We start from the raw sequence: 24,573 nt of genomic DNA, 5'->3' as shown, positions 1-24,573 counted from the left end.
CGGGCACGCGCTCACGGCCCTCGCTCCGCTCGGTGCGTTCGCTCATGCCAAACCACCGGGCACGCGCTCACGGCCCTCGCTTCGCTCGGTGCGTTCGCTCATGCCGCGTCGGCGATCGCCTTCTCCACGGTGGCCAGCAGGCTCGGCGCCTCCGTGGCGGGCAGGCCGCCGCCCTGGGCCAGGTCGTCGCTGCCGCCGCCCCGACCGGAGAACGCGGCCTTGACCAGATCCTTCGCGCTCAGGCCCCGACTCCGGGCAGCGGCGTTGACGGCCACCACCAGGGACGCCTTGCCGTTCGCCCGGGCCGCCACCGCGACCACCGCCGGGCGGGCCGCGTCGATCCGGCCCCGGATCTCCTGCGCGAGGGTCCGCACGTCGTTGGCCGCCGCGCCCTCGGGCGCCTCGGTGCCGACGTACGCGACGCCGCGCACGTCCTTCGCCTGCGCCGCGAGCGCGCCCGCCCCGCCGAGCACGAGCTGGGCGCGGAGCTTCTCCAACTCCTTCTCCGCGTCGCGCAACTGGGTGACGGTCTGCTCCACCCGGTCGGCGACCTGCTCGCCCGGCACCCGGAACAGCTCGGCCAGCCGGGACACCAGCAGGTGCTCGCGGGCCAGGAAGCCGAACGCGTCCATGCCGACGAGCGCCTCGATCCGGCGCACACCGGAGCCGACCGACGCCTCGGAGAGGATCTTGACCAGGCCGAGCTGGGCCGAGCGGGCCACGTGCGTGCCACCGCACAGCTCCCGGGCGTAGTCACCGACCTCGACCACCCGGACCCGCTCGCCGTACTTCTCGCCGAACAACGCCATCGCGCCGATCCGGCGGGCCTCCTCCTGGCTGGTGACGAACGCGTGCACCTCCAGGTCGGCCAGGAGCACCTCGTTGACCTGCTGCTCCACGTCGTGCAGCACGCTCGGCGCCACCCCGGTCGGGGTGTTGAAGTCGAACCGCAGCCGGCCCGGCGCGTTCAGCGAACCCGCCTGGGTCGCCGACTCGCCGAGGAAGTTCCGCATGGTCTGGTGCACCAGGTGCGTCGCGGTGTGCGAACGGGAGATGGCCCGCCGGCGGGACGCGTCGATCTCCGCGTACCCGGTCTCCCCGGCGCGGACCTCGCCGCGCACCACCCGGGCCCGGTGCACGATCAGGCCGGGCACCGGCTGCTGCACGTCGAAGACCTCGACCTGCCCACCGCCGACGGTGATCAGACCCTGGTCGGGCTGCTGCCCGCCGCCCTCGGCGTAGAACGGGGTGGTGTCGAGCACCAGCTCGATCGTGTCCCCCTCGGCCGCGGCGGCCACCGAGGCACCGCCGGCCAGCAGCGCGCGCACCCGGGACTCCCGGTTCAGCTCGGTGTAACCGGTGAACTCCACCGGCCCGCCGCCGTCGAGCACCGACCGGTACGCCGACACGTCGGTGTGCCCGGTCTTGCGGGCCTGCGCGTCCGCCTTGGCGCGGCTGCGCTGGTCGGCCATCAGCCGGCGGAAACCGTCGGCGTCCACCTGGAGGCCCTGTTCCGCCGCGATCTCCAGGGTCAGGTCGATCGGGAAGCCGTACGTGTCGTGCAACTGGAACGCCTTGTCGCCGGAGAGCGCCGGCTTGCCGGCCGACTTCGTCTCCGCGATCGCGGTGTCCAGGATGGTGGTGCCGGCGCGCAGCGTGGCGAGGAACGCGTCCTCCTCGGCGTACGCGTACTGGGAGATCCGGCCGAACTCCTCGGCCAGCTCCGGGTACGACGGGGCCATGCAGTCCCGGGCCACCGGCAGCAGCTCCGGCAGCGCCCGGTCCTGGTAGCCCAGCAGCCGCACCGAGCGGATGGCCCGGCGCATGATCCGGCGCAGCACGTAGCCGCGGCCCTCGTTCGACGGGGTGACGCCGTCGCCGATCAGCATCAGCGCGGTGCGCACGTGGTCGGCGATCACCCGCAGCCGCACGTCGTCCGGGTGCGACTGGTGGGCCGCGTGCCCGGAGTGCGCGCCGTACCGCTTGCCGGTCAGCTCGGCCGCCCGGTCCAGGATCGGCTTGACCTCGTCGATCTCGTAGAGGTTGTCCACGCCCTGCAACAGCGAGGCCATCCGCTCCAGGCCCATGCCGGTGTCGATGTTCTTCGCCGGCAGGTCGCCGAGGATCGGGAAGTCCTCCTTGCCGACACCCGGACCGCGCTCGAACTGCATGAAGACGAGGTTCCAGAACTCCAGGTAGCGGTCCTCGTCGACCTCCGGGCCACCCTCGCGGCCGTACTCCGGACCGCGGTCGTAGTAGAGCTCCGAGCACGGGCCGCACGGCCCGGGGATGCCCATCGACCAGAAGTTGTCGGCCTTGCCGCGGCGCACGATCCGCTCGGCCGGCACCCCGGTGGCGCGCCAGATGTCGTACGCCTCGTCGTCGTCGAGGTAGACCGTCGCCCAGATCCGCTCCGGGTCCAGCCCGAAGCCGCCCGCCTCGACCGACTTGGTGGCCAGGTCCCAGGCGAGCGGAATCGCCCCGTCCTTGAAGTAGTCACCGAACGAGAAGTTGCCGTTCATCTGGAAGAACGTGCCGTGCCGGCTGGTCTTGCCGACCTCGTCGATGTCCGGCGTCCGGATGCACTTCTGCACACTCGCCGCCCGGTCGAACGGCGGGGACTGCTGCCCGAGGAAGTAGGGCACGAACTGCACCATGCCCGCGTTGATGAACAGCAGGTTCGGGTCGCTGATGGCGGGCAGCGGAGCGGACGGCACCACGGCGTGCCCGTTCGCCTCGAAGTGGGCGAGGAACCGCCGCTTGATCTCCGCCGTCTTCATCGCTGGTGCTCCTCCGGGAAAATCTGCCGGTCGCCGATCCGCGGGTCCTCCCGCAGCTCGGCGAACTCGTCGTCGTACGCCTCGCCGCGGGCGAAGGCCTCGTGGATCTCCTGCTCGCGCTCGGCCATCGAGACCCGGACGTCGTCCACGAAGGCGCGCACCGACTCGACCAGACCACCGGCGGACTCGGACAGCCCGTTGGCGATGCCCGCCGGGGTGTACGCCTGCGCGGTCCGGGTGGCCTTACGCACCACCAGGACGCCCACGGCCAGCCCGATGCCCAGCCAGAACAACCGCCTCATGCTCTCATCCTTCCCGCGTACGCCGGTGGGGTCAGCGGTTGCCGCGCTTGGCGGCCCGACGCTGCTGCTTGATGGTGTCGCGCACCTCGCGCTCGGTCTCGGCGTGCCGGCGGGCGGAGGCGGCCTTGCGCACGCCGTAACCGAACGCGGCCACCTTCACCAGCGGGTTCGCCGCCGCCGCGGAGACCACGGTGGCCAGGTTCGCCACGTTCGCGGTGACGTTCTGCGCGTGGCTGGTCATGGTGTCCACCTTGGCGAGCTGGAGGTTCACCCCGTCCAGCGAGGTCTGCACCTGCTCCAGCGCCACGTTGACGTTCTTCACCGTGGTGTTCACGTCTCCCAGCAGCGGCCCGGTGCGCTCGTTCAGGTCGCCGATCATGCGGGTCGTCGCGTCGACGGTGTGCCGCAGCCGCAGGATCGGCACCGCCAGCACGAGCACCAGCATCAGGAACGCACCGGCCGCGATCAGCGCAGCGATCTCTCCACCACTCACGCGCATGTCCTCCTCAAGCATTGTCCCGGGACCCGACGCCCCGGAACGCGCGACCGTACCTGCCCAACCTGCCCACGTCGCAGCCCGCCGGCCCGGTGGTCACCGGGCGCGGGCGGGCGCGCCAGCCCCAGACCCTACCGTCCGTGAGGGAAGTCGGCTCACGACGGTGAGGGGGTCGGCTCGCCGAGCGGGTCGTCGGTGAGGGTGGGGAACGGATCCTCACCAGTGAGTGACGGATCGGTGGTCGGCGTCGGGCCGGTGCGCTCGTCGTCGATCGCGTTGCGCACCTTCACCGACACCAACGAGCCGGTGCACGTCGCCGCTGCGGGCGCGGGCGGCGCGGACGGCGCCGGCTCCCCGTCCACCGGCGGTGGCGTGCAGGCGGGGTCGCGGACCCACAGGTCGAGCGTGAGCTCGTCCCGCCGCCAGCAGGTGTAGCTGCCCTCGACCTGCTCCTCCGGGCAGCGGTCGACCTTCCAGCGCCGCCAACCGTCCTTGGCCAGGGCCTGCTCGTAGACGGCCACGGTCTGCTTCCACCCCTGGTCGGACTCGACCGCGCGTTCCCGCAGCCGGCAGTCCTGGAGGCACCAGCGGCTGCCACTGACGTTGTCGACCGTCTTCGTCGCCGCCCAGGACGGCACGTCGAGAGCGTCGAGCGTGTCGAAGACCGGGTCCCGGCTGAGCGTCCGCATCCCGAAGTAGAGCGGGACCGCGCCCAGCAGCACGAGACTGACCAGCGCGAGGAGGCCCATCCGTAGCCGACGCCGTTCGCGCATCTGCCGACGTAGTTCGGAACGGGCGCCGCGCAGGCCACCGGCCTCCGCCCCGTCCGCACCGGGGCCGGCCGGTCGCGGCACGGGCTCGTCGCCCGCGCCGGGCCGCGGCCCCACGGCCTCCCCCGGCGGTACGACCGCAGCCGCCCGCGCCACCGCCGGCGCTCCCGGCACCCCGCCGACGGGCGCGGCGGCAGCGGCCCGGACCGGTTCCGGGGTGGGCGGGACCGCCCGCCCGGCGGGACGGTCAGCGGTCCGCTCGGCCGGCCCGGCCGGTCGGGCCACCCCGGCGGCGGCCCGGGCCACCGTCGGTCCGCCGGCCGGTCGTGGCTCGGGCGCTCCCGCCGGACGGGGCACGCCGCCCGGCGCGACGGAGTCGTCGGGACGGGCCGGACCGCGCCCGTCCGGACGGCCGTCCCGCGTCGTCGGGCCACCGGTGCGCTCGGGGTCGCCCTGCGGGCCGGGACCGCCCGGACCCGTCGCCGGTACGCCCGCGCGGGCCGGACCGGCCGCGCCGCGCTCTCCGGCCACCGGCGGTGCCCCGGCTCGGGCCGCGCCCCGGGCCGGGCCGGGCGGCTCGGGCCGGACGGGATGCTCGGGTCGAACCGGCGCCCCGGGCGGTTGGGATCGGCCGGCCATCTCGGGCCGGACGGGATGCTCGGATCGAACCGGCGGCCCCGGCGGCTGGGATCGGCCGGCCGGTTCAGGTCGAACGGGCGGCCCGGCCACGGCGCGGCCGGTCGGCGCGCGGTCCGGGCCGCCGGCCGGTTCGTCGACCGACGGACCGGCCGGGCGACGGGCGGCCGGCATGGCGGGGTCGGTGTGCGACGCACGGCCGGCCTGGCGCAGCCAGTCGGCGGGCCGCTCCGGACGCTGCGCGCGTGGCTCACCCGCCTCGTCGGCCGCCGGACGCGGCGCCCGGCCCGGCGGAGCGGCGGCACCGGCGGAACCGGCAGCCTTGGCGACGCCGGGAGCGTTGGCGACGCCGGGAGCCTTGCCGGCTCCGGGAGCGTCGGCGGCACCGGGAGCGTGAGCGGCTCCTGGAGCGTTGGCGACACCGGGAACGTCGGGAGCGGCCCGCCGGCCACGGGCGGGGGCGCGGCGGGCAGCGGGCGGGCCCGCTCCCTCGGCCGGGGCGCCGGAGACGGGCGCGGTGGCGCCGGGAAGCTCCGGGGCGTTCCCGCTGCGGGGCACGGCGGTCGGGCGGTCCGGCTCGGCGGCGGTCCGCCGGCCGACACCCGGGACCGGTCGGGCGGCGGGGTCGACCGCGCCCTCCGGCGAGCGGTGACCACCGGCGGGCGGGGTCGCCTCGTGGCGGGAGCGTCGTCCACCGCCGGACGCCGGCGTCGCGCCGGTCGGCTCGTCGTCGGGTCGCGCCCGGCGGCCCGCACCGGAGACCGGCCGGACCGCGCCCGGGAGCGGGCCGACCGCGTGCTGGTGACGATCTTCGTCGCCGGGCGACGCGCGGCGACCGGTGGCGGCGGGCCGGGTTCCGGTGTCCAGGCCCGCGGCGTGGGAGCCGGGCGTCTCGACGCCGTGCCGGCCGAGCGGGCTGGAAGACGCCGCCGTCCGGGAGGCGCCGCCGTCACCGGGGGACGGCCATGCCGGGCCTTGCCCGGCCACGGCGCGGTCGGGTCCGGTGCGACCGGTCGGCGGGCCGGTCGGGGGTGCGACCGGAGGACCGGCCGGCCGGCCGGCAACCGCCGGCTGCCGTCCGGTGGGGCCGTCCGGGCCGCGACGGTGCGGCGGGCCGTCCGGCCGGGGTGCCTCGGGCACACCGGGCCAGGGCCCCTCCACCGGACGGCGCGGCGTGACCGGCTCGGGGCCGGCGGGACGGACCGGCGGCGCCGCCGGCCCGGAGCCGGTCGTGTCGGAACCACGCCGGGCCGCCTGCGCACGGGGACCGGGGCCGCCGGGAGGCGCTGCCGGGCCGGGACGAACGGCGCCCGGAGACAGGTCCGGGCCGGGACGAACGGCGCCCGGAGACAGGTCCGGGCCGGGACGAACGGCGCCCGGAGACAGGTCCGGACCCGGGCGGCCGACGCCCGGGGGGCGGTCCGGACCGGAGCGGCCGGGTGCCGGCGGCGCCGGGGCGGAACCACCGGGGCCCGGGGGCGCCGCCGCGCGGGAGCGACTCGTCACCGGCGGCATCGTCGCGTCGGTCCGATCGGCTGCACCGGCGCCGGTCGGGCGGAGTGCACCGGGTGCCTGCGGGGCGCGACCCGGCTGGCCGGTGGCCGGTGACGGGCCGGGCCGACCGGACGTCGGCGGCTGCGGACCGGACCGGTCGGGAGACGGAGGCGGCGGACCGGAGCGACCGGACGTCGGGGGCTGCGGGCCGGGGCGACCGGGCTCGGGAGCCGGCGCGGCGGCACGACCGGGGGCTGGCGGCGGGCCGCCAGGACGGCCGGGCATCGGGGGCTGCGGGCCGGGTCCACCGGTGCCCGACGGCGGTGCGGCCGGACCACCGGGACCCGGGGCGTACGCGCCCGGTCGTCCCGGTACGGCAGGCGGCGGAGCCGCCCGACCGGGTGCCGGAGGTGGCGGAGCCGACCGGCCGGCTGGCGGAGTTGGTGGAGCCGCCCGGCCGGGGGCCGGAGGTCGCGGGGCCGCTCCGCCGGGCGCCGACGGCGCACCGGGGCCGGGGCCGCCGGGACCGGGTGGGGGTACCGCGCCCGGGCGGGGCGGCCGATCCGGCTCGGGGACGCGGGCGGCCCCGGGTCGCGGACCCGGGCCCGGTGGCGTCTCCCCCTCCGGGCCCAGCTCGCCACGCTGCTGCTTGGCGCTCCGCAGGTCGTCGATCCAGCCGAACTCCTCGCCGGCGACCGCCTGGTCCGGCTCGGCCTCGGCGGACCGGCCGCGCCCCCACCGGCGACCCTTGGCCTTCGGATCGCGCCGCTCGTCAGGGCCGTCCGCCGGCCGATCCGGACCACGCGCCATCACTGTTGACCCCCCTCGGTGGCGTCGCCGCCGCCCTCACTCGCCCCGCCGACCTGCTCGGTGCCGCCTGCCCGCACCCCGGACGCGGCGACCGGCGTGCCGGCCTCCCCCCGCGTCACCGGTGCGGGCAACCCGCGGACGATCCGGCGCAGCACCGGCAGCCGGGTGGCCACCGCCCGCTCCGCGCCGTGCCCGCTGGGTCGGTAGTAGTCGGTCCCGACGAGGTCGTCCGGAGCGTACTGCTGGGTGACCACCCCCCGGTGGTCGTCGTGCGGGTACCGGTAGCCGGCCCCGTGGCCGAGCCCGCGCGCCCCGGCGTAGTGGGCGTCGCGCAGCCCGCGCGGAACCGACCCGCCGCGACCGGCGCGCACGTCGGCGACGGCGGCCCCGATGGCGGTCGTGGCCGAGTTCGACTTCGGGGCGGTGGCGAGGTGGATGACCGCCTGCGCCAGGTTGAGCTGGGCTTCGGGCAGGCCGACGTACTCCACGGCGTGCGCCGCGGCGGTGGCCACGCTCAGCGCGGTGGGATCGGCCATGCCGACGTCCTCGCTGGCGAAGATGACCATCCGGCGGGCGATGAACCGGGCGTCCTCGCCGGCCACCAGCATCCGGGCCAGCCAGTGCAGCGCCGCGTCCACGTCCGAGCCCCGCATGCTCTTGATGAAGGCGCTTGTCACGTCGTAGTGCGCGTCGCCGTCCCGGTCGTAGCGCACGGCCGCCACGTCGACCGCCTGCTCGGCGACGGCGAGGTCGATCCGGGCCGCGCCGATGGCGGTCGCGGTGGCCGCCGCGGCCTCCAGCGCGGTGAGCGCCTTGCGCACGTCGCCGCCGGCGAGCCGGACCAGATGGTCCTCCGCGTCCTCGGCCAGGACCAGCGCGCCGCCGAGCCCGCGCTCGTCGGCCACCGCGCGGCGCAGCAGACCGCGTACGGCGTCGTCGTCGAGCGCCTGGAGGGTGAGCAGCACGCAGCGGGACAGCAACGGCGAGATGACTGAGAAGTACGGATTCTCCGTGGTCGCCGCGAGCAGCGTGACCGTGCGGTCCTCGACGGCGGCGAGCAGCGAATCCTGCTGGGTCTTGCTGAACCGGTGCACCTCGTCGATGAAGAGCACGGTCGGCGGGCCACCGGAGCGGCGCTGCCGTCGAGCGGTCTCGATGACGGCGCGGACGTCCTTCACACCGGCGGTCAGCGCGGACATCGCCACGAAGCGCCGGTCGGTGGTGCGGGCCACCAGGTGGGCGATCGTGGTCTTGCCGCTGCCGGGGGGACCCCAGAGGATGACCGACATCGGCGCGGCCCCCTCGACCAGCTGGCGCAGCGGCGCGCCGGGGGCGAGCAGATGGTCCTGCCCGATCAGCTCGTCCAGGCCGGCCGGCCGCATCCGGACCGGCAGCGGCGAATCCGCGCGGGTGTCGGTGAAGCTGTCGACGCCGCCGGGGGCCGCGGGTGCGCCGGGCGCTCCGGCGGGCTCGCCGAGGGTGAAGAGGGCGTCGGATTCCATCACGAGAACAGTACCGGGCCGGGCCGACGGCGCCGGAATCGCGCCGCCGACCCGACCCCTGTGGTCTTTTCCGGTCAGCCGCGACCCGGCCGCCGGCCCCGGTACCACCGGCCGCCCCCGCCGCCGCGCGGGCCGGAGCCGACGCCGGCCAGGTAGAGCGAGAGCAGCAGGAAGCCGATCAGCATCAGGGTGTGCGTGTTGAACAGGTCGGGGGCGCCGAGGTCGGTGTTCATGAAGTCGAGAAGCAGCGCGAAACCGAACACGATGGCCGCGAGAATGGCGAGCATGTCGTTTCCTCCGGTGGGGGTTCCCAGTAGGTCGGCGACGGATGTACCCGATCGGTCTGTTCGTCAATCTCCACCGTGGAGACGGTCGGTGGCGAGCACCGCGTACCGCGCGGAGTCCCGCCAGACGCCACGGACGAGCAGGTGGTCGCGGCTCACCCCCTCCGCGTGCAGGCCGGCTTTCTCCAGCACCCGGCGGGACGCGACATGGTCCGGCTGGACGGTCGCCTCCACCCGGTGCAGCCCCACGCCGGCGAACGCGAGGTCCAGCAGCAACCGGGTGATCTCGGTGCCGATCCCGGTGCCCCGGTGCGCGGTCCGCACCGCGTAGCCGACCTCCCCGCGCCGGTGCGCCACCGACGTCACCGTGAGCACTCCCAGCCCGAGCAGGAGGTCACCGTCGACCGCCGCGAGCCGGTACTCCGGGCGCGGCTCCCCACCGGCGGTCTCCCGCCAGGCCGGTATCGCGTCGCGCACCACCTCCGGGGTCGGGATCTCCTCGTCCAGCACGCCGTCGACCACGGTGGGCTCGGTCAGGAACTCGTGCAGGACCGGCGCGTCCGCGTCGGTCCACTCGCGCAGCGTGCAGCGTGCACCGGGCAGGCGGACCGTACGGACGGAGCGGATGGGGGTCACGGCTGGTCCTCTCGTAGGCTGGCGACATGATCACGGTCGACGAGGTGCTGACCGGGCGGGAGGCGGTGCTCGCCGCGACCGGCCGCCACCCGTACGCCCGGCACGCGTTGCGGCGCGACCGGCCCGCCCGGGGGTGGCGACGCGGGGACACGGTCGGGTGGCTGCTGCCGCCGGGCGAGTGGTCGGCCGGCGGCGCGATCGGCGCGCCCGGCCCGGCGCTGGAGGTGCTCGCCGCCCAGCGGGCGGACGGGACGCTCCGGGCCGGGCAGTCGGTGAGCCTGCCCCGGGTCGCGCCGGACGCGCTGGCCGCGTGCCTGCCGGTGGCCCGCTCCAGCGACTGGGACTTCCTCTGGACCACCGGGCCGCCACCGCGCCAGCCGGAGCAGGAGCGGGTGGTACGGCTCACCGGGGCCGACCACCCCGCGCTGTCGGCGCTCGTCGACGAGGCATTTCCGAGCACCACGTCCCGGCCGGGCGACCCGGGCGTCGTCGACTGGTACGGCATCCGGGACGGGGACCGCCTGATCGCCTGCGGCGCCGACCGCAGCCGGGGCGACATCGGTTTCCTGGCTGGGCTGACCGTGGCGCCCGGGCACCGCGGTCGAGGGCTGGGTGGCGCGTTGACCGCCGGCATGACGTGTGCCCTGTTCACCCGGTACGACCACGTGGCGCTCGGGGTCTACACCGTCAACGTCGGCGCGCTCCGGCTCTACCGCCGGCTGGGCTTCACCGGCGCCGCGCCGCGTACCACGGTCCATCTCGGCTAGGAGCGGCCCACGGTCGCGGCCCCGGCCGGTGGCGCCGACACCGGCACCGCCGCCGGCCCGGGGCCGGCGGGACTGCCGTCGGGACCGGTCACCGGGACCGGGTCCGCCGGGGGCGGCGTGGCCCCGGACCGCGCGGCGGCCCGGTTGGCGCGCCAGGCGGGCAGGTAGAGCGGCGCGGCCACGGCCAGCACCACCGCGCCGACAAGCATCGCGACGCGGACGCTGGTGGCGTCCGCCAGCGCGGTGAGCACCACCGCGCCGAGCGCGCCGGCCGGCTGGGCCATCATGGAGTTCAGCGACAGCACACTGGTCCGGTACGGCCCGTCGACCTGCCGGTGCAGCAGCCCCATGTGCAGCGGGTTCGACGCGCCGTGCACGGTGTAGCAGGCCAGGTAGGCGATCAGCACGCCGACCGGGCCGGCGAGCAGGCCCATGCCGACCACGGTCCCGCCCTGGAGCACCCGCATCAACGCGGCGGCCGGCGCGGCGCCGAGGCGACGCAGCAGGACCGGGGTGAGCGCGGCGCCGGCCGCGTTGGCCAGCCAGGCGGCCGAGCCGGCGGGGCCGAGCAGCGCCGCCGCCCGGTCGGCGCCGCCGACCACCTCGGACAGCCGGATCGGCAGCAGCGACTCGAACGTGACCATGCCGAAGCCCCAGAACAGCTCCACGGAGACCAGGGCCAGCAGCACCCGGTTGCGGCGCAGCAGGCCGACGGCCTGACCGACCATCCGGGGCGCCTGCGCCACCGAGGCCCGCACCGTGGCCGGGCTCGACGCGGGGCGCTGCTCCCGCATCAACGCCAGCAACGCCACGATCGAGACGGCCTGGAGCGCGGCGGCGACCAGCACCGGGCCGGTCAGCGCGCTGACCGGCCCGAACGGGCCGAGCGCGACCAGGCCGCCGCCGAGCAGCGCGCCGGCGCCGATGGCGACGCCGATGACCGTGCCGGCCCAGCCGAGGCCGCGTTCGTACTCGGCGTCCGGGTCGGCGGCCAGCGTGGCGTCGACGTACCAGGATTCCAGCGGGCCGCTGTCGAGCGCCCGGTAGACGCCCTGCAACGCCCAGACCAGGAAGAACATCCAGAACGAGTCGGCCACCGCCAGCAGCGCCAGGGAGGCCAGCGCAACCACCCAGGCGACCAGCAGCACCGGTCTGCGGCCGAGCGCGTCGGCGAACCCGCCGGTGGGCAGCTCCAGCGCCAGCACCACCAGGCCCTGCGCGGTGGCCACCAGGCCGATCTGGGACAGCGACAGGCCGCGCTCCTGCATCAGCAGGATCATCACGGTCATCAGCAGGCCGCTGGGCAGCCAGCGCAGCCCGTAGAGCGTGAGGTAGCGGAACCGGACCTGGCGTACGGACAGGGTGCTCACGGCTTCTCCTCGGTGGGTGGCAGGACCGGGCTCAGCGGGAACGCGGCGAGGTAGAGCTGCACCAGCTCGCCGTCGGGGTCGTCGGGGTCGGTCTCGTCCCGGTGCCGTTCGAAGACCGCGAACACCTCCGCCTTGATCGCCTCCAGGCGGGTGGCCGGGATCCGCATGAAGAAGTCGCCCATGCCGAACGCGTCACGCCAGGCCGGCGACCACTCGTGACGCTGGGCGGCCCACCGTTCGGCGTGCTCGGTGAAGAGGCGGATGTAGTCCGCCTCGATCCACTCGATGGCGGCGCGGGCGTCCGGGTCGTCGTCGTAGTCGCTGGCCTCCCACTCGGTGACGTCGTGCGCGGCCCGCCAGAACCGCTGCCGCCCGGTGCCCAGCTCCGGGTCCTCGACCACCATGCCCACCGCGGCGAGCTGGCGCAGGTGGTAGCTGGTCGCGCCGGTGTTCGTGCCGAGCAGTTCGGCGAGCCGGGTGGCGGTGGCCGGCCCGTTCACCCGCAGCGCGCCGACCAGGCGCATTCGCAACGGGTGGGCCAGCACGCGAACCTGCTGGTGGTCCAGCCGGACCAGGCGCGGCTCGGGACGGGTCTGTTCGCTCTCCATGCATGCACAATATCTGTGCACACTTTCTGTGCACAAGACCCGTGCAAAGGAAGTGTGCATCCGAGCGGACGGGTACGGACGGTCAGGAGAACAGCTCGGCGACGCCGCGCAGCCGGGTCCGGAGCAGGCCGGTGGCGCGGGCGGAGTCGAGGCGTACCTCGATCGGGCGGTGCAGCCCGGCGGCGGCCGTGGTGGTGGTCCGCAGCCCGGCCGGGTCGACGCCGAGCCGGCGGGCCAGCAGCCGCCCGACGTCGGCGCGGCTGACCTGGTCCGGGCCGGCCACGTTCAGCGGGCCGGCCAGCTCGGTCGGGAGCAGCTCCAGCACCGCCGCGGCGAGGTCGGTGACGTCGATCGGGCAGCGGATCTCGTCGCTGAACAGCGTGGCCCGGCCGGCGAGCGCGTCCCGGCAGCGCTGGAGCTGCTTGCTTCCCTCCCCCAGGATCAGCGAGGTCCGCACCAGCAACGCCCCCGGGTCCACCGCCCGCACCGCCGTCTCGGCCGCCGCCTTGGCCGCCCCGTACGGATACACCGGCGTGGGCGGCTCGTCGTCGGCGTACGGCGCGGGACGCCCGGCGTGCAGCGCGTCGCTGGACAGGTGCACCAGCCGCGCGCCCACCTCGGCGGCGGCGGACGCCACGTGGGCCGCCCCGTCGGCGGTTACCGCCCAGTCGTCGACCCGGTACGGGGTGCCGACCACGGCGTCCGGGCGTACCTCGGTCAGCAGCGCGCGCACCGCGGCCCGGTCGGTGACGTCGAGCCGGCGGACCGCGACGCCCGGCACCCGGACGCCGCCCGCGTGGCAGGTCGCCACGACCCGCCAGCCGGCGGCGACCGCCTGCCGGCACACCTCGCCGCCCAGAAATCCGCTGCCACCCACCACCAGCAGCCTCGTCCCGCCCCGCTGCGCCACGATCACGAGGTTAGCGGGGCGACCCGCCGCGACGGCGTCCCGCCAACCTCGTGATCACCAGCTCGGACTCCGGGCCAGCGGCCGGAAGGGGCAGGCTCAGGTGGGGTCGGCCACCGGCGCGGCCGGGCCGGCGGTGCCGGCGTGCGGCGCGGCGGGCGCCTTCGGCTTGGCGTCGATGCCGGCCTCGGCGCGCTGCTGCCCGGTGATCGGCGTCGGCGCGCTGGTCAGCGGGTCGAAGCCACCGCGCGTCTTCGGGAACGCGATCACCTCACGGATCGAGTCCGCGCCGGCCAGCAGCATGCAGACCCGGTCCCAGCCGAACGCGATGCCGCCGTGCGGCGGAGCGCCGTACTTGAACGCCTCCAGCAGGAAGCCGAACTTGTCCTGTGCCTCCTCGGCGGTGATGCCGAGCAGGTCGAACACCCGCTGCTGCACGTCGCCGCGGTGGATACGGATCGAGCCGCCGCCGATCTCGTTGCCGTTGCAGACGATGTCGTACGCGTACGCCAGCGCCCGGTCGGGCGCCTCCTCGAAGCGGCCCACCCACTCCGCGTTCGGGGAGGTGAACGGGTGGTGCACGGCGGTCCAGCCGCCGTCGTCCGTCTTCTCGAACATCGGCGCGTCGACCACCCAGCAGAACGCCCAGGCGCTCTCGTCGACCAGCTTGGCCCGCTTGGCGATCTCGATCCGGGCGGCGCCGAGCAGCTCCTGCGCCTCGCGGGTCTCCGTGCTCGCGGCGAAGAAGATCGCGTCGCCGGGCTTCGCGCCGACCGCGTCGGCCAGACCGGACAGGTGCGCCTCGGACAGGTTCTTCGCCACCGGGCCGCGCGCCTCGCCGGTCTCCGCGTCCAGCACCACGTACGCCAGGCCACGCGCGCCGCGCGCCTTGGCCCAGTCCTGCCAGCCGTCCAACTCCTTGCGGGTCTGGCTCGCGCCGCCCGGCATCACCACCGCGCCGACGTAGCCACCCGCGTCGATCGCGCCTGCGAACACCCGGAACGCGGTGCCGCGCAGGTAGTCGGTCAGCTCGGTCAGCTCCACGCCGTAGCGCAGGTCCGGCTTGTCGGAACCGTAGCGGGCCATCGCGTCGTGCCAGGTGATCCGCGGGATCGGCCGGGTGATCTCGTGACCGGCCAGCTCGGACCAGAGCTTCGCCACGATCGCCTCGCCGAGGTCGATCACGTCGTCCTCGGTGACGAAGGACATCTCGATGTCGAGCTGGGTGAACTCCGGCTGCCGGTCGGCGCGGAAGTCCTCGTCGCGGTAGCAGCGGGCGATCTGGTAGTACCGCTCCATGCCGCCGACCATGAGCAGCTGCTTGAACAGCTGCGGCGACTGCGGCAGCGCGTACCAGCTCCCCGGCTGGAGACGCACCGGAACCAGGAAGTCGCGGGCGCCCTCCGGGGTGGAACGGGTCAGCGTGGGCGTCTCGATCTCCAGGAAGTCCCGCTCGTGCAGCACCGTGCGGGCGAGCTGGTTGGCCTTCGAGCGCAGCCGCATCGCCTTCGCCGGGCCGCCGCGACGCAGGTCGAGGTAGCGGTACTTGAGCCGGATGTCGTCGCCGGCCTCGACCTGGTCGTCCACCGGCAGCGGCAGCGGCGCGGCCTCGGAGAGCACCTCCAGCGCGGTGGCGGTCACCTCGACCTCGCCGGTCGGCAGGTCCGGGTTCTCGTTGCCCTCGGGGCGGCGGGTCACCTCGCCGACGACCTTGACGCAGAACTCGTTGCGCAGCGCGTGCGCGTCCTCCTCGCGGAACACCACCTGCACGACGCCGGAGGCGTCGCGCAGGTCGACGAAGATGACCCCGCCGTGGTCGCGCCGGCGGGCCACCCACCCGGCGAGCGTCACCGTCGAGCCGGCGTCCGCGGCGCGCAGGCTTCCGGCATTGTGGGTACGGATCACGGCTGGCGTCTCCTCATCGTGGGGCTGTCCCCGCATTCTGTCAGCTCTGCGGAGCGCCCCCCGCGCCACCCGGCCAACCCGTGCCGTTCCGGCTCAGGCGTCCGGGATCTCCCAGCCGGTCACCTGGAGCGTGGTCGAGCCGTCGTTCGCCACGCCGATCACCTCGATCAGCACCATCCGCCACGGATCGCCGTGTGCCTTGGCGTACGCGTAGTCGGTGGTGACGCAGATCGTCGTGCCCTTGCGAACCGGGATCGGCTGTTCCTCGCCGATCAGCGCGGTGCGGATCTTCTCGGCGCACTCCTGGGGCGTCGCGCCGGCGGAGGTCGCGTCGGTGCCCTCCACCCCGTCCTCCAGCCGGAGCGTCGAGGGCTGGTTGCCGCAGCCCCGGGTGAACCGGACGTCCGCACCGGTGGAGTCGTTCCTGGTCCGGGGCTCGTCCAGGTCCGCGTACATCGAGTTGCTACAGGACGCCTTGAGGACCAGCGGCTGCTGCTCGTAGCTGGGTCGGTAGACCGTCCGCTCGTCGAGCGGGGGCGCCTCCCCGGGCGAGCGGGGCGTGTCGTCGGGCGTGGTGCCGCCCGCCTCGGCGGGTGCGCTGCTGGTGGGCGTCCGGGCACCGCCGTCCGGCTCGCCGGTCGCCGACGCGCTCACCGCCGGCCCCGAGCGAAGCGCGATGTCCTTCGCGTCCTGCGCCTGGTCGATGGCCCGCCAGGCGAAGATCGCCGAACCGAGGGCGAGCAGCAGCGCGAGTCCGGCGACGCCCAGGGCGAGCACGACGAGACCCCGGCCGCCCGAGCGGGGAACCCCTGCGGGCCGTCCGGGACCGCCGGCCGGGCCGGGCACGCCGGGGCCGGACGGAGCCCCGGCGCCGGCGGGTGGCCGGTCCGCTCCCGGGATGTTCGGCCGGGGGTCGTTCGGCCCGTGGGGCTCGCTCATGGAGGCGTCTCCTGACAGTCGACGGCTGACGAACTGCGGTTATCGCAGGGTCAGCGCGGTTGCGCTGTCGCCAAGCGGACAACGCGGGCGAACAGCGTCGCTTGTGGACCGTGGCGATGATAGAAACACGGGCGCAATCGCGTCGGCAACGGACATTCGGGGAGAGGCGTGGCGACCGTCGACAAGGAGCAGCCCGCCGGTTCCGGCCGAGGCGACACCGGACCGAGGTGGGGACTGTGGGTGACCACGGCCGCCGCGATCGTCGGTGTCGTCATCGCCGGCCTGGCGCTGCTGCGCGACTACTTCGGCTGGGAACGCGAGGAGCCGGACACCGCGCGCACCCCGGCCGGGGTGACCGGTGCGCCGAGCCCGGACGGTGCCGCCGCCCCGACCACCGGCGCCGCCGCCGGCACGTCCGGGCCCGCCTGGGTGCACCTGGACAGCCTGCCGGTGGCGTCGGGCGCCGGGAACACCGTCGACCTCCCCCGGGCGCTCAGGGGCACGGCCGGTCTGGACCGGGCGGTCGCCGTCCGGTGCCCGGAGAACGTCTCCGGGGACAAACAGCGTGAGGTGACCTACGAACTGCGGCGTCGCTACCAGGATCTGACGCTCACCGTACGGGCGCACTCCCCGGGTGACCCGCAGGCCCCGGTACGGGTCACCGCGTACGCGGCGGTCCGGCGGCCCGACGACAGCGGCGTGGACCGGCTGAAGCGTGCGCTCGTGGACGCCCGGGAGGGCGCGCCCGGGAAGCTCGCCGCCGACGTGGCCGGCGCCGACGGCGTCATCCTGTCCGTGGAGTGCCAGTTTCCCGACTCGGTCGTGATCCTCACCGACACCCGGATCACCCCGGCCTGACCCGTCCGACGCCTGTCACTCCGGCTCGGCCGGCAGCAGGTGGTTGACCCGGACGTCGTCCTCGGCCAGCGCCCGGGCCCGTTCCTCGGCCACCCGGTCCGCGCCGGTGAGCCGGCCGCCGTGCTGGCGCAGGTGCTCCTCCCAGGTCGGCACCTGGTACACCTCGACGAAACCGTCGGCCCGCTCCCCGGCCCGGAACAGCCCCCACCGCATCGCGCCGGTACGCCGGCGGGACCGGCCCACCGCGCGCATCGCCTCGACGAACTCGGCCTGCCGCTCGGGGCGGACCGTGTACGAGACGGTGACCAGCACCGGCCCGCCCCGCGCCGGTGGCTCCAGCGTCAGGTGCGGCTCGGGCCAGTACACGGCCGGGTCGCGGTCCACGCCCCGGGTCTCCCGCAACGGCCAGAGCAGCACGCTCAGCGCGCCGACCGCCATCAGCGCGGCAGCCACGGTGAGCGCGCCGACCAGGCCGGTGAACTCGCCGAGCGCGCCCCAGGCGACCGCCCCGAGCGCCTGACCGCCGGCGAACACCATCTGGTAGACCGACAGGCCGCGGGCGCGTACCCAGCCGGGCAGGAAGAGCTGCATGGCGGCGTTGACGCTGGACAGCACCGTCATCCAGGCCAGCCCGGCGGGCACCAGCGCGACCACCGCCACCCCCGGCACCGGCACCAGCGCGAGCGTCGCCAGCACCGCCGCGTACAGCAGGCCGGCCAGGAGCAACAGGTGGTTGCTGGAGAGCACCCGGCGGACCCGGGGCAGCACCAGCGCGCCGGCCACCGCGCCGACGCCGAGCGCGCCGAGCAGCACGCCGTAGCCGCCCGCGCCGAGGCCGAGGCGGCGGCTGGCGACCAGCGGCAGCAGCGCCCACAACGCGCTGCCGGGCACCACGAACAGGGCGGCGCGCAGCAGGATCCGGCGGACCACCGGCGAGTGCCGCACGTACCGACCGCCGGCGCGCAGCGCCGCGGTGAACCGCTCCGGCGCGGCGTCCTGCTCCCGGTGTGGCGGGCGCCACCGCGCCAGCGTCACCGCGAAGATCGCGAACGAGACCGCGTTGACCGCGAAGACCACCGCCACGCCGGCCTGGGCCACCAGTACGCCGGCGACCGCCGGCCCGACCGAACGGGCCAGGTTGACGCTGATCGAGCCGAGCGCGGAGGCGGAGACGAGCTGTGAGCGGGGCACCAGCTCCGGGATCACCGCCTGCCAGGCGGGCAGCGTGAGCGCCTGCCCGACGCCGAGGCCGAAGGTGAGCGTGAGCAGCAACGCCGGCGGCATCCGGCCGGCCGCGGTCAGCACGGTGAGCAGCACGCCGACGGCGGCCAGGAAGCACTGCACGGCGATCAGCAGCCGTCGCCTGTCGAACGTGTCGGCGAGCGCGCCGGCCGGCAGCGCCAGCATCAGCACCGGCAGCATGCTGGCGGTCTGCACCAGCGAGACCAGGGTGGCGGCGCCCGGGGCGTCGACCAGCAGCCACTGCGCGCCCACGGTCTGCATCCAGGTGCCGATGTTGCTGGCCAGCACCGCCAGCCAGAGGCTGCGGAACGCGGCCGACCGCAGCGGCGCCCAGGCGGACGGCTGCCGGTCGGTCACGTCGGTCACGTCGGTCGGGGAGGCGCTCACCGGCCGATACCTACCCGGTCCGGGGCCCGGCACTCCCCGCCCCGCCGACCGGCCGAAGCCCGGCGCACGCGGCCGAACCCCCGGTACACGCGGCCGAACCCCGGCGCACACGGCCGAACCCCCGGTACACGCGCCGAACCCCGGTGCCACGGCCGAACCCGGTGCACGCGGCCGAATCCCTGGTACACGCGCCGAACCCCGGTGCACACGGTCGAACCCCGGCGCACACGGAGCGGGCCGCCGGTCACCCGGCGGCCCGTTCACGCGGTGCGGATCAGAAGACGCTCACGCCGTAGACGCTGAGCGGCTCGGTGACCGGCTGGAAGTAGGTGGTGCCACCGGAGGAGCAGTTGCCGCTGCCGCCGGAGGTGAGGCCGAGCGCGGTGCTGCCGGAGAAGAGCGAGCCGCCGCTGTCGCCACCCTCGGCGCAGACGTTGGTGCGGATCAGGCCGGAGACGCTGCCCTCGGCGTAGTTGACCGTCGCGTTGGTGGCGGAGACGCTGCCGCTGCGCAGGCCGGTGGTGCTGCCGGAACGGCGGACGGACTGGCCGACGTACGCGTTGCCGGCCGTGGTGATGTCCTGGTAGCTGCCGTTGTAGAGGTAGACGTTGCCGGCCGCGTTGGCCGAGTTGCTGTGCCGGACGATGCCGTAGTCGTTACCCGGGAAGCTGGTGCCGGCCCGGGTGCCGAGGACGCTGGTCTGGCCGGAGTTCGAGTACCAGGTCGAGCCCAGGTTGGTGCAGTGCCCGGCGGTCAGGAAGTAGTACGTCGAGCCGCTGCGCACGTTGAAGCCGAGCGAGCAGCGGTAGCCGCCGGTGTAGATGGCCTGGCCGCCGGAGATCCGGGTGGTCAGCGTGCCGGCCTCGGCCTCGATGCGGACCGCGCCACCGGTGCGGGCGGCGGCGGCCTTGACCCGCTCCAGCTTGGCGCCGGTGACGGTGCTGTCGACGGAGACGACGACCTGGTTGGTGGCCGCGTCGGTCCACCAGGCGGTGCCCGGGATCTTGGCGGAGCGCTCCAGCTCGCTGGTGGCGGCCTTGAGCTGGTTGGCGCCGCGGGTGACGAGCTTCGGCACGGCGCCGGCGGCGTGCACCTGGCGGGCGGCGGCGGCGTCGGTCACGGTGACGACCATCTTGCCGCTGGCGTCGGCGTACGTGCCGGCGGCGCGGTCGCCGAGCTTGGCGACGAGGGAGGCGGCGGCGTCGGGCGAGGCGGGCGAGGGGGCGGCCTGAGCGGGTGCGCCGAGGAGCGAGCCGGTGACCAGGGTACCGGCGACGGCGACGGCGGCGGCGCGACGGAGCGTGGACCTCGTGGGTCGCATGTAACAACCTCCGGATGGGGGTGAACGGGCGCTGTCATGGGGAAACGCCCGAGGACAACCCGGGCGACCTGGGGAAACCGTCCGGGCTGCCCAAAGTATTCACACATTTAAGATCGTAAACAAGACATGCGTTTGACCGGATTCGCACCGCCGCCGCATGTAACGCCGCAGCAACAACATCGTCACCAGGTGTCAGACCCGACGCGGCCCTGCTCAGCCACGACGACGCGCGCCCGGACCGGGGACGGGCCGGACGTCCCGCGGCTCGGTCACGTCGTGCCCCTCGGCGCAGCGCAGCGCCACCCGCACCTCGGCGCCGCAGTCGCGGTGCGCCACGGTCAGCGGCGGGCCCTCCGGATCGGCCAGGTACCGGTCGCCCCACCCGAGCACCGCCACCAGCACCGGCCACAGGTCCAGTCCCATCGCGGTGAGCCGGTACTCGTGCCGCAGCCGGCTGCCCGGCTCGCGGTACGGCTCCCGCCGCAGGACGCCGCGCTCCACCAGCATGGACAGCCGGCTGGTCAGCACCTGACGCGGAATGCCGGTGCGCACCCGCATGTCGTCGAAGCGGCGTACGCCGTTGAAGACCTCGCGGAGCACGACCACGGTCCACCGCTCGCCGAGGATCTCCATGGCGCGCGCGATGGTGCAGTTCTCCACCGACCAGTCCAGTGCCGCAGGCCTCATGCCGACCAGGCTAGGTCTGATTGACAGACTCAGCAACGTGCTGCGAGGCTGGGTCCATGAGCGAGACGCAGGAGCGCAGCCGCACGTTCACCTGGTCCGACCCGGTCGCCGGGGCGGCCCACGTCGGCCGGCGCGGCGGCCTGGACCTGTTGCGCGCGATGATCGCCGGCGAGCTGGCCGCGCCGCCGGTCATGCACCTGATCGACATGGCGCGGATGACGGCCGACGAGGGTCGCGTCGTCGTCGAGCTGCTGCCGCAGGAGTTCCACTACAACCCGCTCGGCACGGTGCACGGTGGCGTCCTCTCCACCCTGCTCGACACCGCCGCCGGCTGCGCCGTGCACACCACGCTGCCGGCCGGCGTCGGCTACACCTCGCTCGACCTCAACGTGAAGTTCCTCCGGCCGGTCACCGTGACCAGTGGCATGCTGCGCTGCGAGGGCACGGTGCTGCAACGGGGCCGCCGCACCGCGCTGGCCGAGGCCCGCCTGACCGACCCGGCCGACCGCCTGGTCGCCCACGCCACCTCCACCTGCCTCCTCTTCCCCCTCGAAACCCCCTGACCCACCCACCTCCCCTCCCCTCCCCTCCCCCTCCCCCACCCACTGCGCCGCGCTGATTCACGGAAAGAGTGGCCATCCGCGGCCGGACAGCCACTCTTTCCGTGAATCAGCAAGAAGGTGGGGGTGTGGGGTGTGGGGTGTGGGGGTGGGTCAGGGGGTGGGGGTGAGGCGGGCGGCGCGGGCGGCGCGACGCTCCTCGAAGCGGGCCGCCTGGGTCTCCAGCATGTCCAGGTGGGCGGCGATCTGCTCGCGGGCGGCCTCGCCGTCGCCGGTCAGGCCGGTGACCTCGAACAGGTTCCACTGGCGCAGCACCGGCACCACCACCTCGTCACGGTGCTGGCGCAGGTCGTAGATGCCGGCCAGCGCGATCGCCACCGACTTGCGGGCGAAGCCGTCGATGCCCACCCCCGGCATCTGGAAGTCGGCCAGCACGTCGGCGACCGCCCGCATGGCCTGGTCCGGCGCCAGCTCGAACGCCGCCGCGAGCAGGTTGCGGTAGAAGACCATGTGCAGGTTCTCGTCCGCCGCCACCCGGGACAGCAGCGCCTCGCAGACCGGGTCGCCGGTGGCCCGGCCGGTGTTGCGGTGCGAGATGCGGGTGGCCAACTCCTGGAACGACACGTACGCCAGCGAGTGCAGCACCTCGTCGTCGTGGACGTTGCGGTAACCGGCGGACATGTGCACCATCCGGGCCCGCTCCAACGCCACCGGGTCGACCGCCCGGCTCACCGTGAGGTAGTCGCGGATGGCGGTGCCGTGCCGCCCCTCCTCCGCGGTCCACCGGTGCACCCAGGTGCCCCACGCGCCGTCCCGCCCGAACAGGCTGGCGATCTCGTGGTGGTAGGAGGGCAGGTTGTCCTCGGTGAGCAGGTTGACGATCAGCGCGGTGCGGGCCGCCTCGGGCAGCGTCGAGTCGGCCTCCGACCACGCCTCGCCGCCGAGCGGGCCGTCGAACGTGCGCCCGTCGCTCCACGGCACGTACTCGTGCGGGAACCACTCCTTGGCCAGCGACAGATGCCGGTCGAGGTTCTTCTCCACGACCGGTTCGAGTTCGGTGAGCAGAGCGGTCTGACTGAGCACGGACACGACGTTCTCCCTACGGTGGCGTAACTTACGCCACCGTAGGTCGAATCGTCGTCAGACGCCAGCGCCGCCGACCAGCGGCTTCAGGTCCGCCCGGGGCGGGGTCCACTCGCCCGCGGTCGCGGCCACCTGGTCACCGGACCGGATGTCCTTCACTTCGTCGCCGTCCGCCCCGGGGAACCAGACGTACGGGATGCCCCGCCGCTCGGCGTACCGGATCTGCTTGCCGAACTTCGCCGCGGACGGCGACACCTCGGTGGGGACGCCCCGGGAGCGCAGCGCCGCCGCGACCGCGTCGCTGGCCGCCCGGTCCTCCTCGGCGGTGACCGCGACCAGCACGCACGTCGGCACCGACCGGGACACGGTCAGCGCCTCGGCGCCGAAGAGCAGGCCGAGCAGCCGGGTCACCCCGATCGAGATGCCCACCCCGGGGAACCGGACGTTCCCGGCGCTGGCCAGGTTGTCGTACCGGCCGCCGGAGCAGATCGAGCCGAACCGTTCGTACCCGATCATCTGGGTCTCGTAGACGGTGCCGGTGTAGTAGTCGAGCCCGCGGGCGATGCGCAGGTCGGCGACGCAGAGGCCGGGCGCGTGCGCGGCGGCGGTCTCCACCACGGCGGTCAGCTCCGCGATGCCCTCGTCGAGCAGCGGGTCGTCGACGCCGAGGGCGCGCACCGCGTCGGCGAACGAGGCGTCCGGCGCGGAGATCTCGGCCAGCGCCAGGGCCGCCTTGGCCTGCGCCTCGCTCGCTCCGGCGGTCTCGGCCAGCAGCTCGGCCACCCGCGCCGGACCGATCTTGTCGAGCTTGTCCACGGACCGCAGCGCCGCCTCCGGGTCGGTCAGCCCGACGCCCCGGTAGAAGCCCTCGCAGATCTTGCGGTTGTTGACCTGGATGCGCACCGGCGGGATGGGCAGCGACCGCAGCGCGTCACCGATGACCAGCGGCATCTCGGCCTCGTAGTGCGCCGGCAGCGTGTCCCGGTCGACGATGTCGATGTCGGCCTGGAGGAACTCCCGGTAGCGGCCCTCCTGCGGGCGCTCGCCCCGCCACACCTTCTGGATCTGGTAGCGGCGGAACGGGAACTGGAGCTTGCCGGCGTTCTCCAGCACGTAGCGGGCGAACGGCACGGTCAGGTCGAAGTGCAGGCCGAGCGCGTCGTCGCCGGCCGGGCCGTCGACGTCGGCCTGCAACCGGCGCAGCAGGTAGACCTCCTTCGAGGTCTCCCCCTTGCGCAGCAACTGGTCCAGCGGCTCGACCGACCGGGTCTCCAGCGGCGCGAAGCCGTACAACTCGAACGTGGCGCGGATCCGGTCCAGCACGAACTGCTCGACCATCCGCTGCGCCGGCGTCCACTCGGGGAAACCGGAGATGGGCGTGGGCTTGCTCATGGCGTACTCCTTGGGCACCCGCGCGGGGCGCGGGTGAGGGTCTAGAGGCCTCGGGTGGGCGCGGCCGGGCGCGCGGACCCCGACACCTCGACGAGGTACGGGTTGCTCGCGCGCTCGCGGCCGATGGTGGTCGCGGGGCCGTGGCCGGGCAGGACGACGGTGTCGTCGGCCAGCGGGAGGACCTTCTCCCGGAGGCTGGCCAGCATGCGGGGCATGCTGGCGCCCGGCAGGTCGGTGCGGCCGATCGAGCCGGCGAAGAGCACGTCACCGGAGAGGCAGATCTCGTCGGCCTCCCAGGGCGAGCCGGCGCCGGGCATCCGGAACAGCACCGACCCGCCGGTATGGCCCGGGGCGTGGTCGACGGTGATCTCCAGCCCGGCCAGCGCCAGCGTCGCGCCGTCGGTCAGCTCGGCCACGTCGTCCGGCTCGGCGTACGGCAGCCGCCCGCCGAAGAGCGCGGTGAGGTCCATGGACAGCGCCTTGGACGGGTCGGCCAGCAACTCGCGGTCCTCGGGGTGGACGTAGGCGGCGATGCCGCGCGCGCCGCAGACCGGCGCCACCGAGAAGGTGTGGTCGAGGTGGCCGTGGGTGAGCAGCACGGCGGCCGGGTGCAGGCGGTGCTCGGCGAGCACGGCGTCGAGCCGGTCGATCACCCCGATGCCGGGATCGACCACCACGCACTGCTCCCCCGGCCCGGTCGCCACCACGTAGCAGTTGGTGCCGAAGGCGTCCGCGGGAAAGCCGGCCACGAGCACGTCCGTCCCCTCTCCGTCCGGTCGTCGTCCTCGTTCAGCAGCCTAGTCGTACCGGCGAACAGGTTTCGCCCGCCACCGTGTC

At 74.9% G+C, this 24,573-nt stretch carries 21 protein-coding genes; 3 read left to right on the top strand and 18 right to left on the bottom strand.

Features of this window, described 5'->3' with window-relative positions; genetic code table 11:
• Positions 1 to 98: 98 nt before the first annotated feature.
• The 7 genes from alaS to ACIA6B_RS05015 all read right to left on the bottom strand — a co-directional run bounded on the left by alaS (position 99) and on the right by ACIA6B_RS05015 (position 9,710).
• The gene (alaS, locus tag ACIA6B_RS05045) at positions 99 to 2,780 is read right to left on the bottom strand and encodes an alanine--tRNA ligase (protein WP_107160016.1); all 2,682 of its coding nucleotides are present in this window, start codon (positions 2,778 to 2,780) and stop codon (positions 99 to 101) included.
• Positions 2,777 to 3,082: a hypothetical protein gene (locus ACIA6B_RS05040; RefSeq protein WP_107160014.1), complete on the bottom strand. Its 306-nt coding sequence runs from the start codon at positions 3,080 to 3,082 to the stop codon at positions 2,777 to 2,779. Before ACIA6B_RS05040 ends, alaS begins: the two co-directional genes overlap by 4 nt.
• Positions 3,083 to 3,113: 31 nt before the next feature.
• Complete coding sequence (locus ACIA6B_RS05035; RefSeq protein WP_107160180.1) at positions 3,114 to 3,575, bottom strand: DUF948 domain-containing protein; 462 nt, start codon at positions 3,573 to 3,575, stop codon at positions 3,114 to 3,116.
• 158 nt (positions 3,576 to 3,733) lie between these two features.
• Entirely contained in the window at positions 3,734 to 5,971 is a 2,238-nt protein-coding gene (locus tag ACIA6B_RS05030) for a hypothetical protein (RefSeq protein ID WP_396771088.1), read from the bottom strand.
• A gap of 1,316 nt (positions 5,972 to 7,287) precedes the next feature.
• Positions 7,288 to 8,790 (bottom strand): replication-associated recombination protein A, encoded by a 1,503-nt coding sequence (locus ACIA6B_RS05025; RefSeq protein WP_396771086.1) that lies wholly within the window; start codon positions 8,788 to 8,790, stop codon positions 7,288 to 7,290.
• Positions 8,791 to 8,864: 74 nt separating this feature from the next.
• Positions 8,865 to 9,077 (bottom strand): hypothetical protein, encoded by a 213-nt coding sequence (locus ACIA6B_RS05020; protein WP_396771084.1) that lies wholly within the window; start codon positions 9,075 to 9,077, stop codon positions 8,865 to 8,867.
• A 63-nt stretch (positions 9,078 to 9,140) separates the two neighbouring features.
• A complete protein-coding gene (locus ACIA6B_RS05015; RefSeq protein ID WP_396771081.1) occupies positions 9,141 to 9,710 on the bottom strand; it encodes a GNAT family N-acetyltransferase in 570 nt (189 codons plus the stop codon).
• 26 nt (positions 9,711 to 9,736) lie between these two features.
• Here ACIA6B_RS05015 and ACIA6B_RS05010 point away from each other — a divergent pair, with 26 nt between their 5' ends.
• Complete coding sequence (locus ACIA6B_RS05010; protein ID WP_396771079.1) at positions 9,737 to 10,477, top strand: GNAT family N-acetyltransferase; 741 nt, start codon at positions 9,737 to 9,739, stop codon at positions 10,475 to 10,477.
• Here the strand turns inward: ACIA6B_RS05010 and ACIA6B_RS05005 are convergent.
• The 5 genes from ACIA6B_RS05005 to ACIA6B_RS04985 all read right to left on the bottom strand — a co-directional run bounded on the left by ACIA6B_RS05005 (position 10,474) and on the right by ACIA6B_RS04985 (position 16,206).
• The gene (locus ACIA6B_RS05005; protein ID WP_396771077.1) at positions 10,474 to 11,847 is read right to left on the bottom strand and encodes an MFS transporter; all 1,374 of its coding nucleotides are present in this window, start codon (positions 11,845 to 11,847) and stop codon (positions 10,474 to 10,476) included. The two genes, ACIA6B_RS05010 and ACIA6B_RS05005, sit on opposite strands and share 4 nt — an antisense overlap.
• Positions 11,844 to 12,455, bottom strand: coding sequence for a helix-turn-helix domain-containing protein (locus tag ACIA6B_RS05000; protein ID WP_396771075.1), 612 nt, complete (start codon positions 12,453 to 12,455; stop codon positions 11,844 to 11,846). The genes ACIA6B_RS05005 and ACIA6B_RS05000 overlap by 4 nt, the downstream gene beginning before the upstream one ends.
• An 82-nt stretch (positions 12,456 to 12,537) precedes the next feature.
• Positions 12,538 to 13,365, bottom strand: coding sequence for an SDR family oxidoreductase (locus tag ACIA6B_RS04995; protein WP_396771073.1), 828 nt, complete (start codon positions 13,363 to 13,365; stop codon positions 12,538 to 12,540).
• Between the two features lie 96 nt (positions 13,366 to 13,461).
• Positions 13,462 to 15,267, bottom strand: a complete 1,806-nt coding sequence (aspS, locus tag ACIA6B_RS04990; RefSeq protein WP_396771072.1) for an aspartate--tRNA ligase — start codon at positions 15,265 to 15,267, stop codon at positions 13,462 to 13,464.
• Positions 15,268 to 15,360: 93 nt separating this feature from the next.
• Positions 15,361 to 16,206 carry a hypothetical protein gene (locus ACIA6B_RS04985; protein WP_396771070.1) on the bottom strand — a complete coding sequence of 282 codons (846 nt, stop codon included), beginning with the start codon at positions 16,204 to 16,206 and terminating at the stop codon, positions 15,361 to 15,363.
• 168 nt (positions 16,207 to 16,374) lie between these two features.
• Between ACIA6B_RS04985 and ACIA6B_RS04980 the strand changes: the two genes are divergently transcribed.
• The gene (locus ACIA6B_RS04980; RefSeq protein WP_396771068.1) at positions 16,375 to 17,064 is read left to right on the top strand and encodes a hypothetical protein; all 690 of its coding nucleotides are present in this window, start codon (positions 16,375 to 16,377) and stop codon (positions 17,062 to 17,064) included.
• Positions 17,065 to 17,079: 15 nt separating this feature from the next.
• On the opposite strand, the gene ACIA6B_RS04975 is transcribed toward ACIA6B_RS04980, so the two are convergent.
• The 3 genes from ACIA6B_RS04975 to ACIA6B_RS04965 all read right to left on the bottom strand — a co-directional run bounded on the left by ACIA6B_RS04975 (position 17,080) and on the right by ACIA6B_RS04965 (position 20,701).
• Positions 17,080 to 18,693 carry an MFS transporter gene (locus ACIA6B_RS04975; protein WP_396771066.1) on the bottom strand — a complete coding sequence of 538 codons (1,614 nt, stop codon included), beginning with the start codon at positions 18,691 to 18,693 and terminating at the stop codon, positions 17,080 to 17,082.
• Between the two features lie 274 nt (positions 18,694 to 18,967).
• Positions 18,968 to 20,014 carry a S1 family peptidase gene (locus ACIA6B_RS04970; RefSeq protein ID WP_396771064.1) on the bottom strand — a complete coding sequence of 349 codons (1,047 nt, stop codon included), beginning with the start codon at positions 20,012 to 20,014 and terminating at the stop codon, positions 18,968 to 18,970.
• Positions 20,015 to 20,227: 213 nt separating this feature from the next.
• On the bottom strand, positions 20,228 to 20,701 hold the full coding sequence (locus ACIA6B_RS04965) for a winged helix-turn-helix transcriptional regulator (RefSeq protein ID WP_396771062.1): 474 nt from the start codon (positions 20,699 to 20,701) through the stop codon (positions 20,228 to 20,230).
• Between the two features lie 56 nt (positions 20,702 to 20,757).
• Between ACIA6B_RS04965 and ACIA6B_RS04960 the strand changes: the two genes are divergently transcribed.
• Entirely contained in the window at positions 20,758 to 21,264 is a 507-nt protein-coding gene (locus ACIA6B_RS04960; protein WP_396771060.1) for a PaaI family thioesterase, read from the top strand.
• Between the two features lie 150 nt (positions 21,265 to 21,414).
• Here the strand turns inward: ACIA6B_RS04960 and ACIA6B_RS04955 are convergent, their stop codons facing one another.
• Genes ACIA6B_RS04955 through ACIA6B_RS04945 form a run of 3 tightly spaced genes read right to left on the bottom strand, consistent with a single transcriptional unit; the run spans position 21,415 to position 24,491 of the window.
• Positions 21,415 to 22,350, bottom strand: coding sequence for an acyl-ACP desaturase (locus ACIA6B_RS04955; RefSeq protein ID WP_396771058.1), 936 nt, complete (start codon positions 22,348 to 22,350; stop codon positions 21,415 to 21,417).
• A gap of 51 nt (positions 22,351 to 22,401) precedes the next feature.
• A complete protein-coding gene (gene hisS, locus ACIA6B_RS04950; RefSeq protein ID WP_396771056.1) occupies positions 22,402 to 23,736 on the bottom strand; it encodes a histidine--tRNA ligase in 1,335 nt (444 codons plus the stop codon).
• Between the two features lie 41 nt (positions 23,737 to 23,777).
• Positions 23,778 to 24,491 carry an MBL fold metallo-hydrolase gene (locus ACIA6B_RS04945; RefSeq protein ID WP_396771054.1) on the bottom strand — a complete coding sequence of 238 codons (714 nt, stop codon included), beginning with the start codon at positions 24,489 to 24,491 and terminating at the stop codon, positions 23,778 to 23,780.
• Between the last annotated feature and the right edge of the window lie 82 nt (positions 24,492 to 24,573).

This window comes from Micromonospora sp. NPDC051141 (genome assembly GCF_044455765.1).
Lineage (GTDB): Bacteria > Actinomycetota > Actinomycetes > Mycobacteriales > Micromonosporaceae > Micromonospora.
The sequence above is the reverse complement of the archived record's forward strand: the minus strand, read 5'-3'. Positions and strand labels throughout refer to the sequence as shown.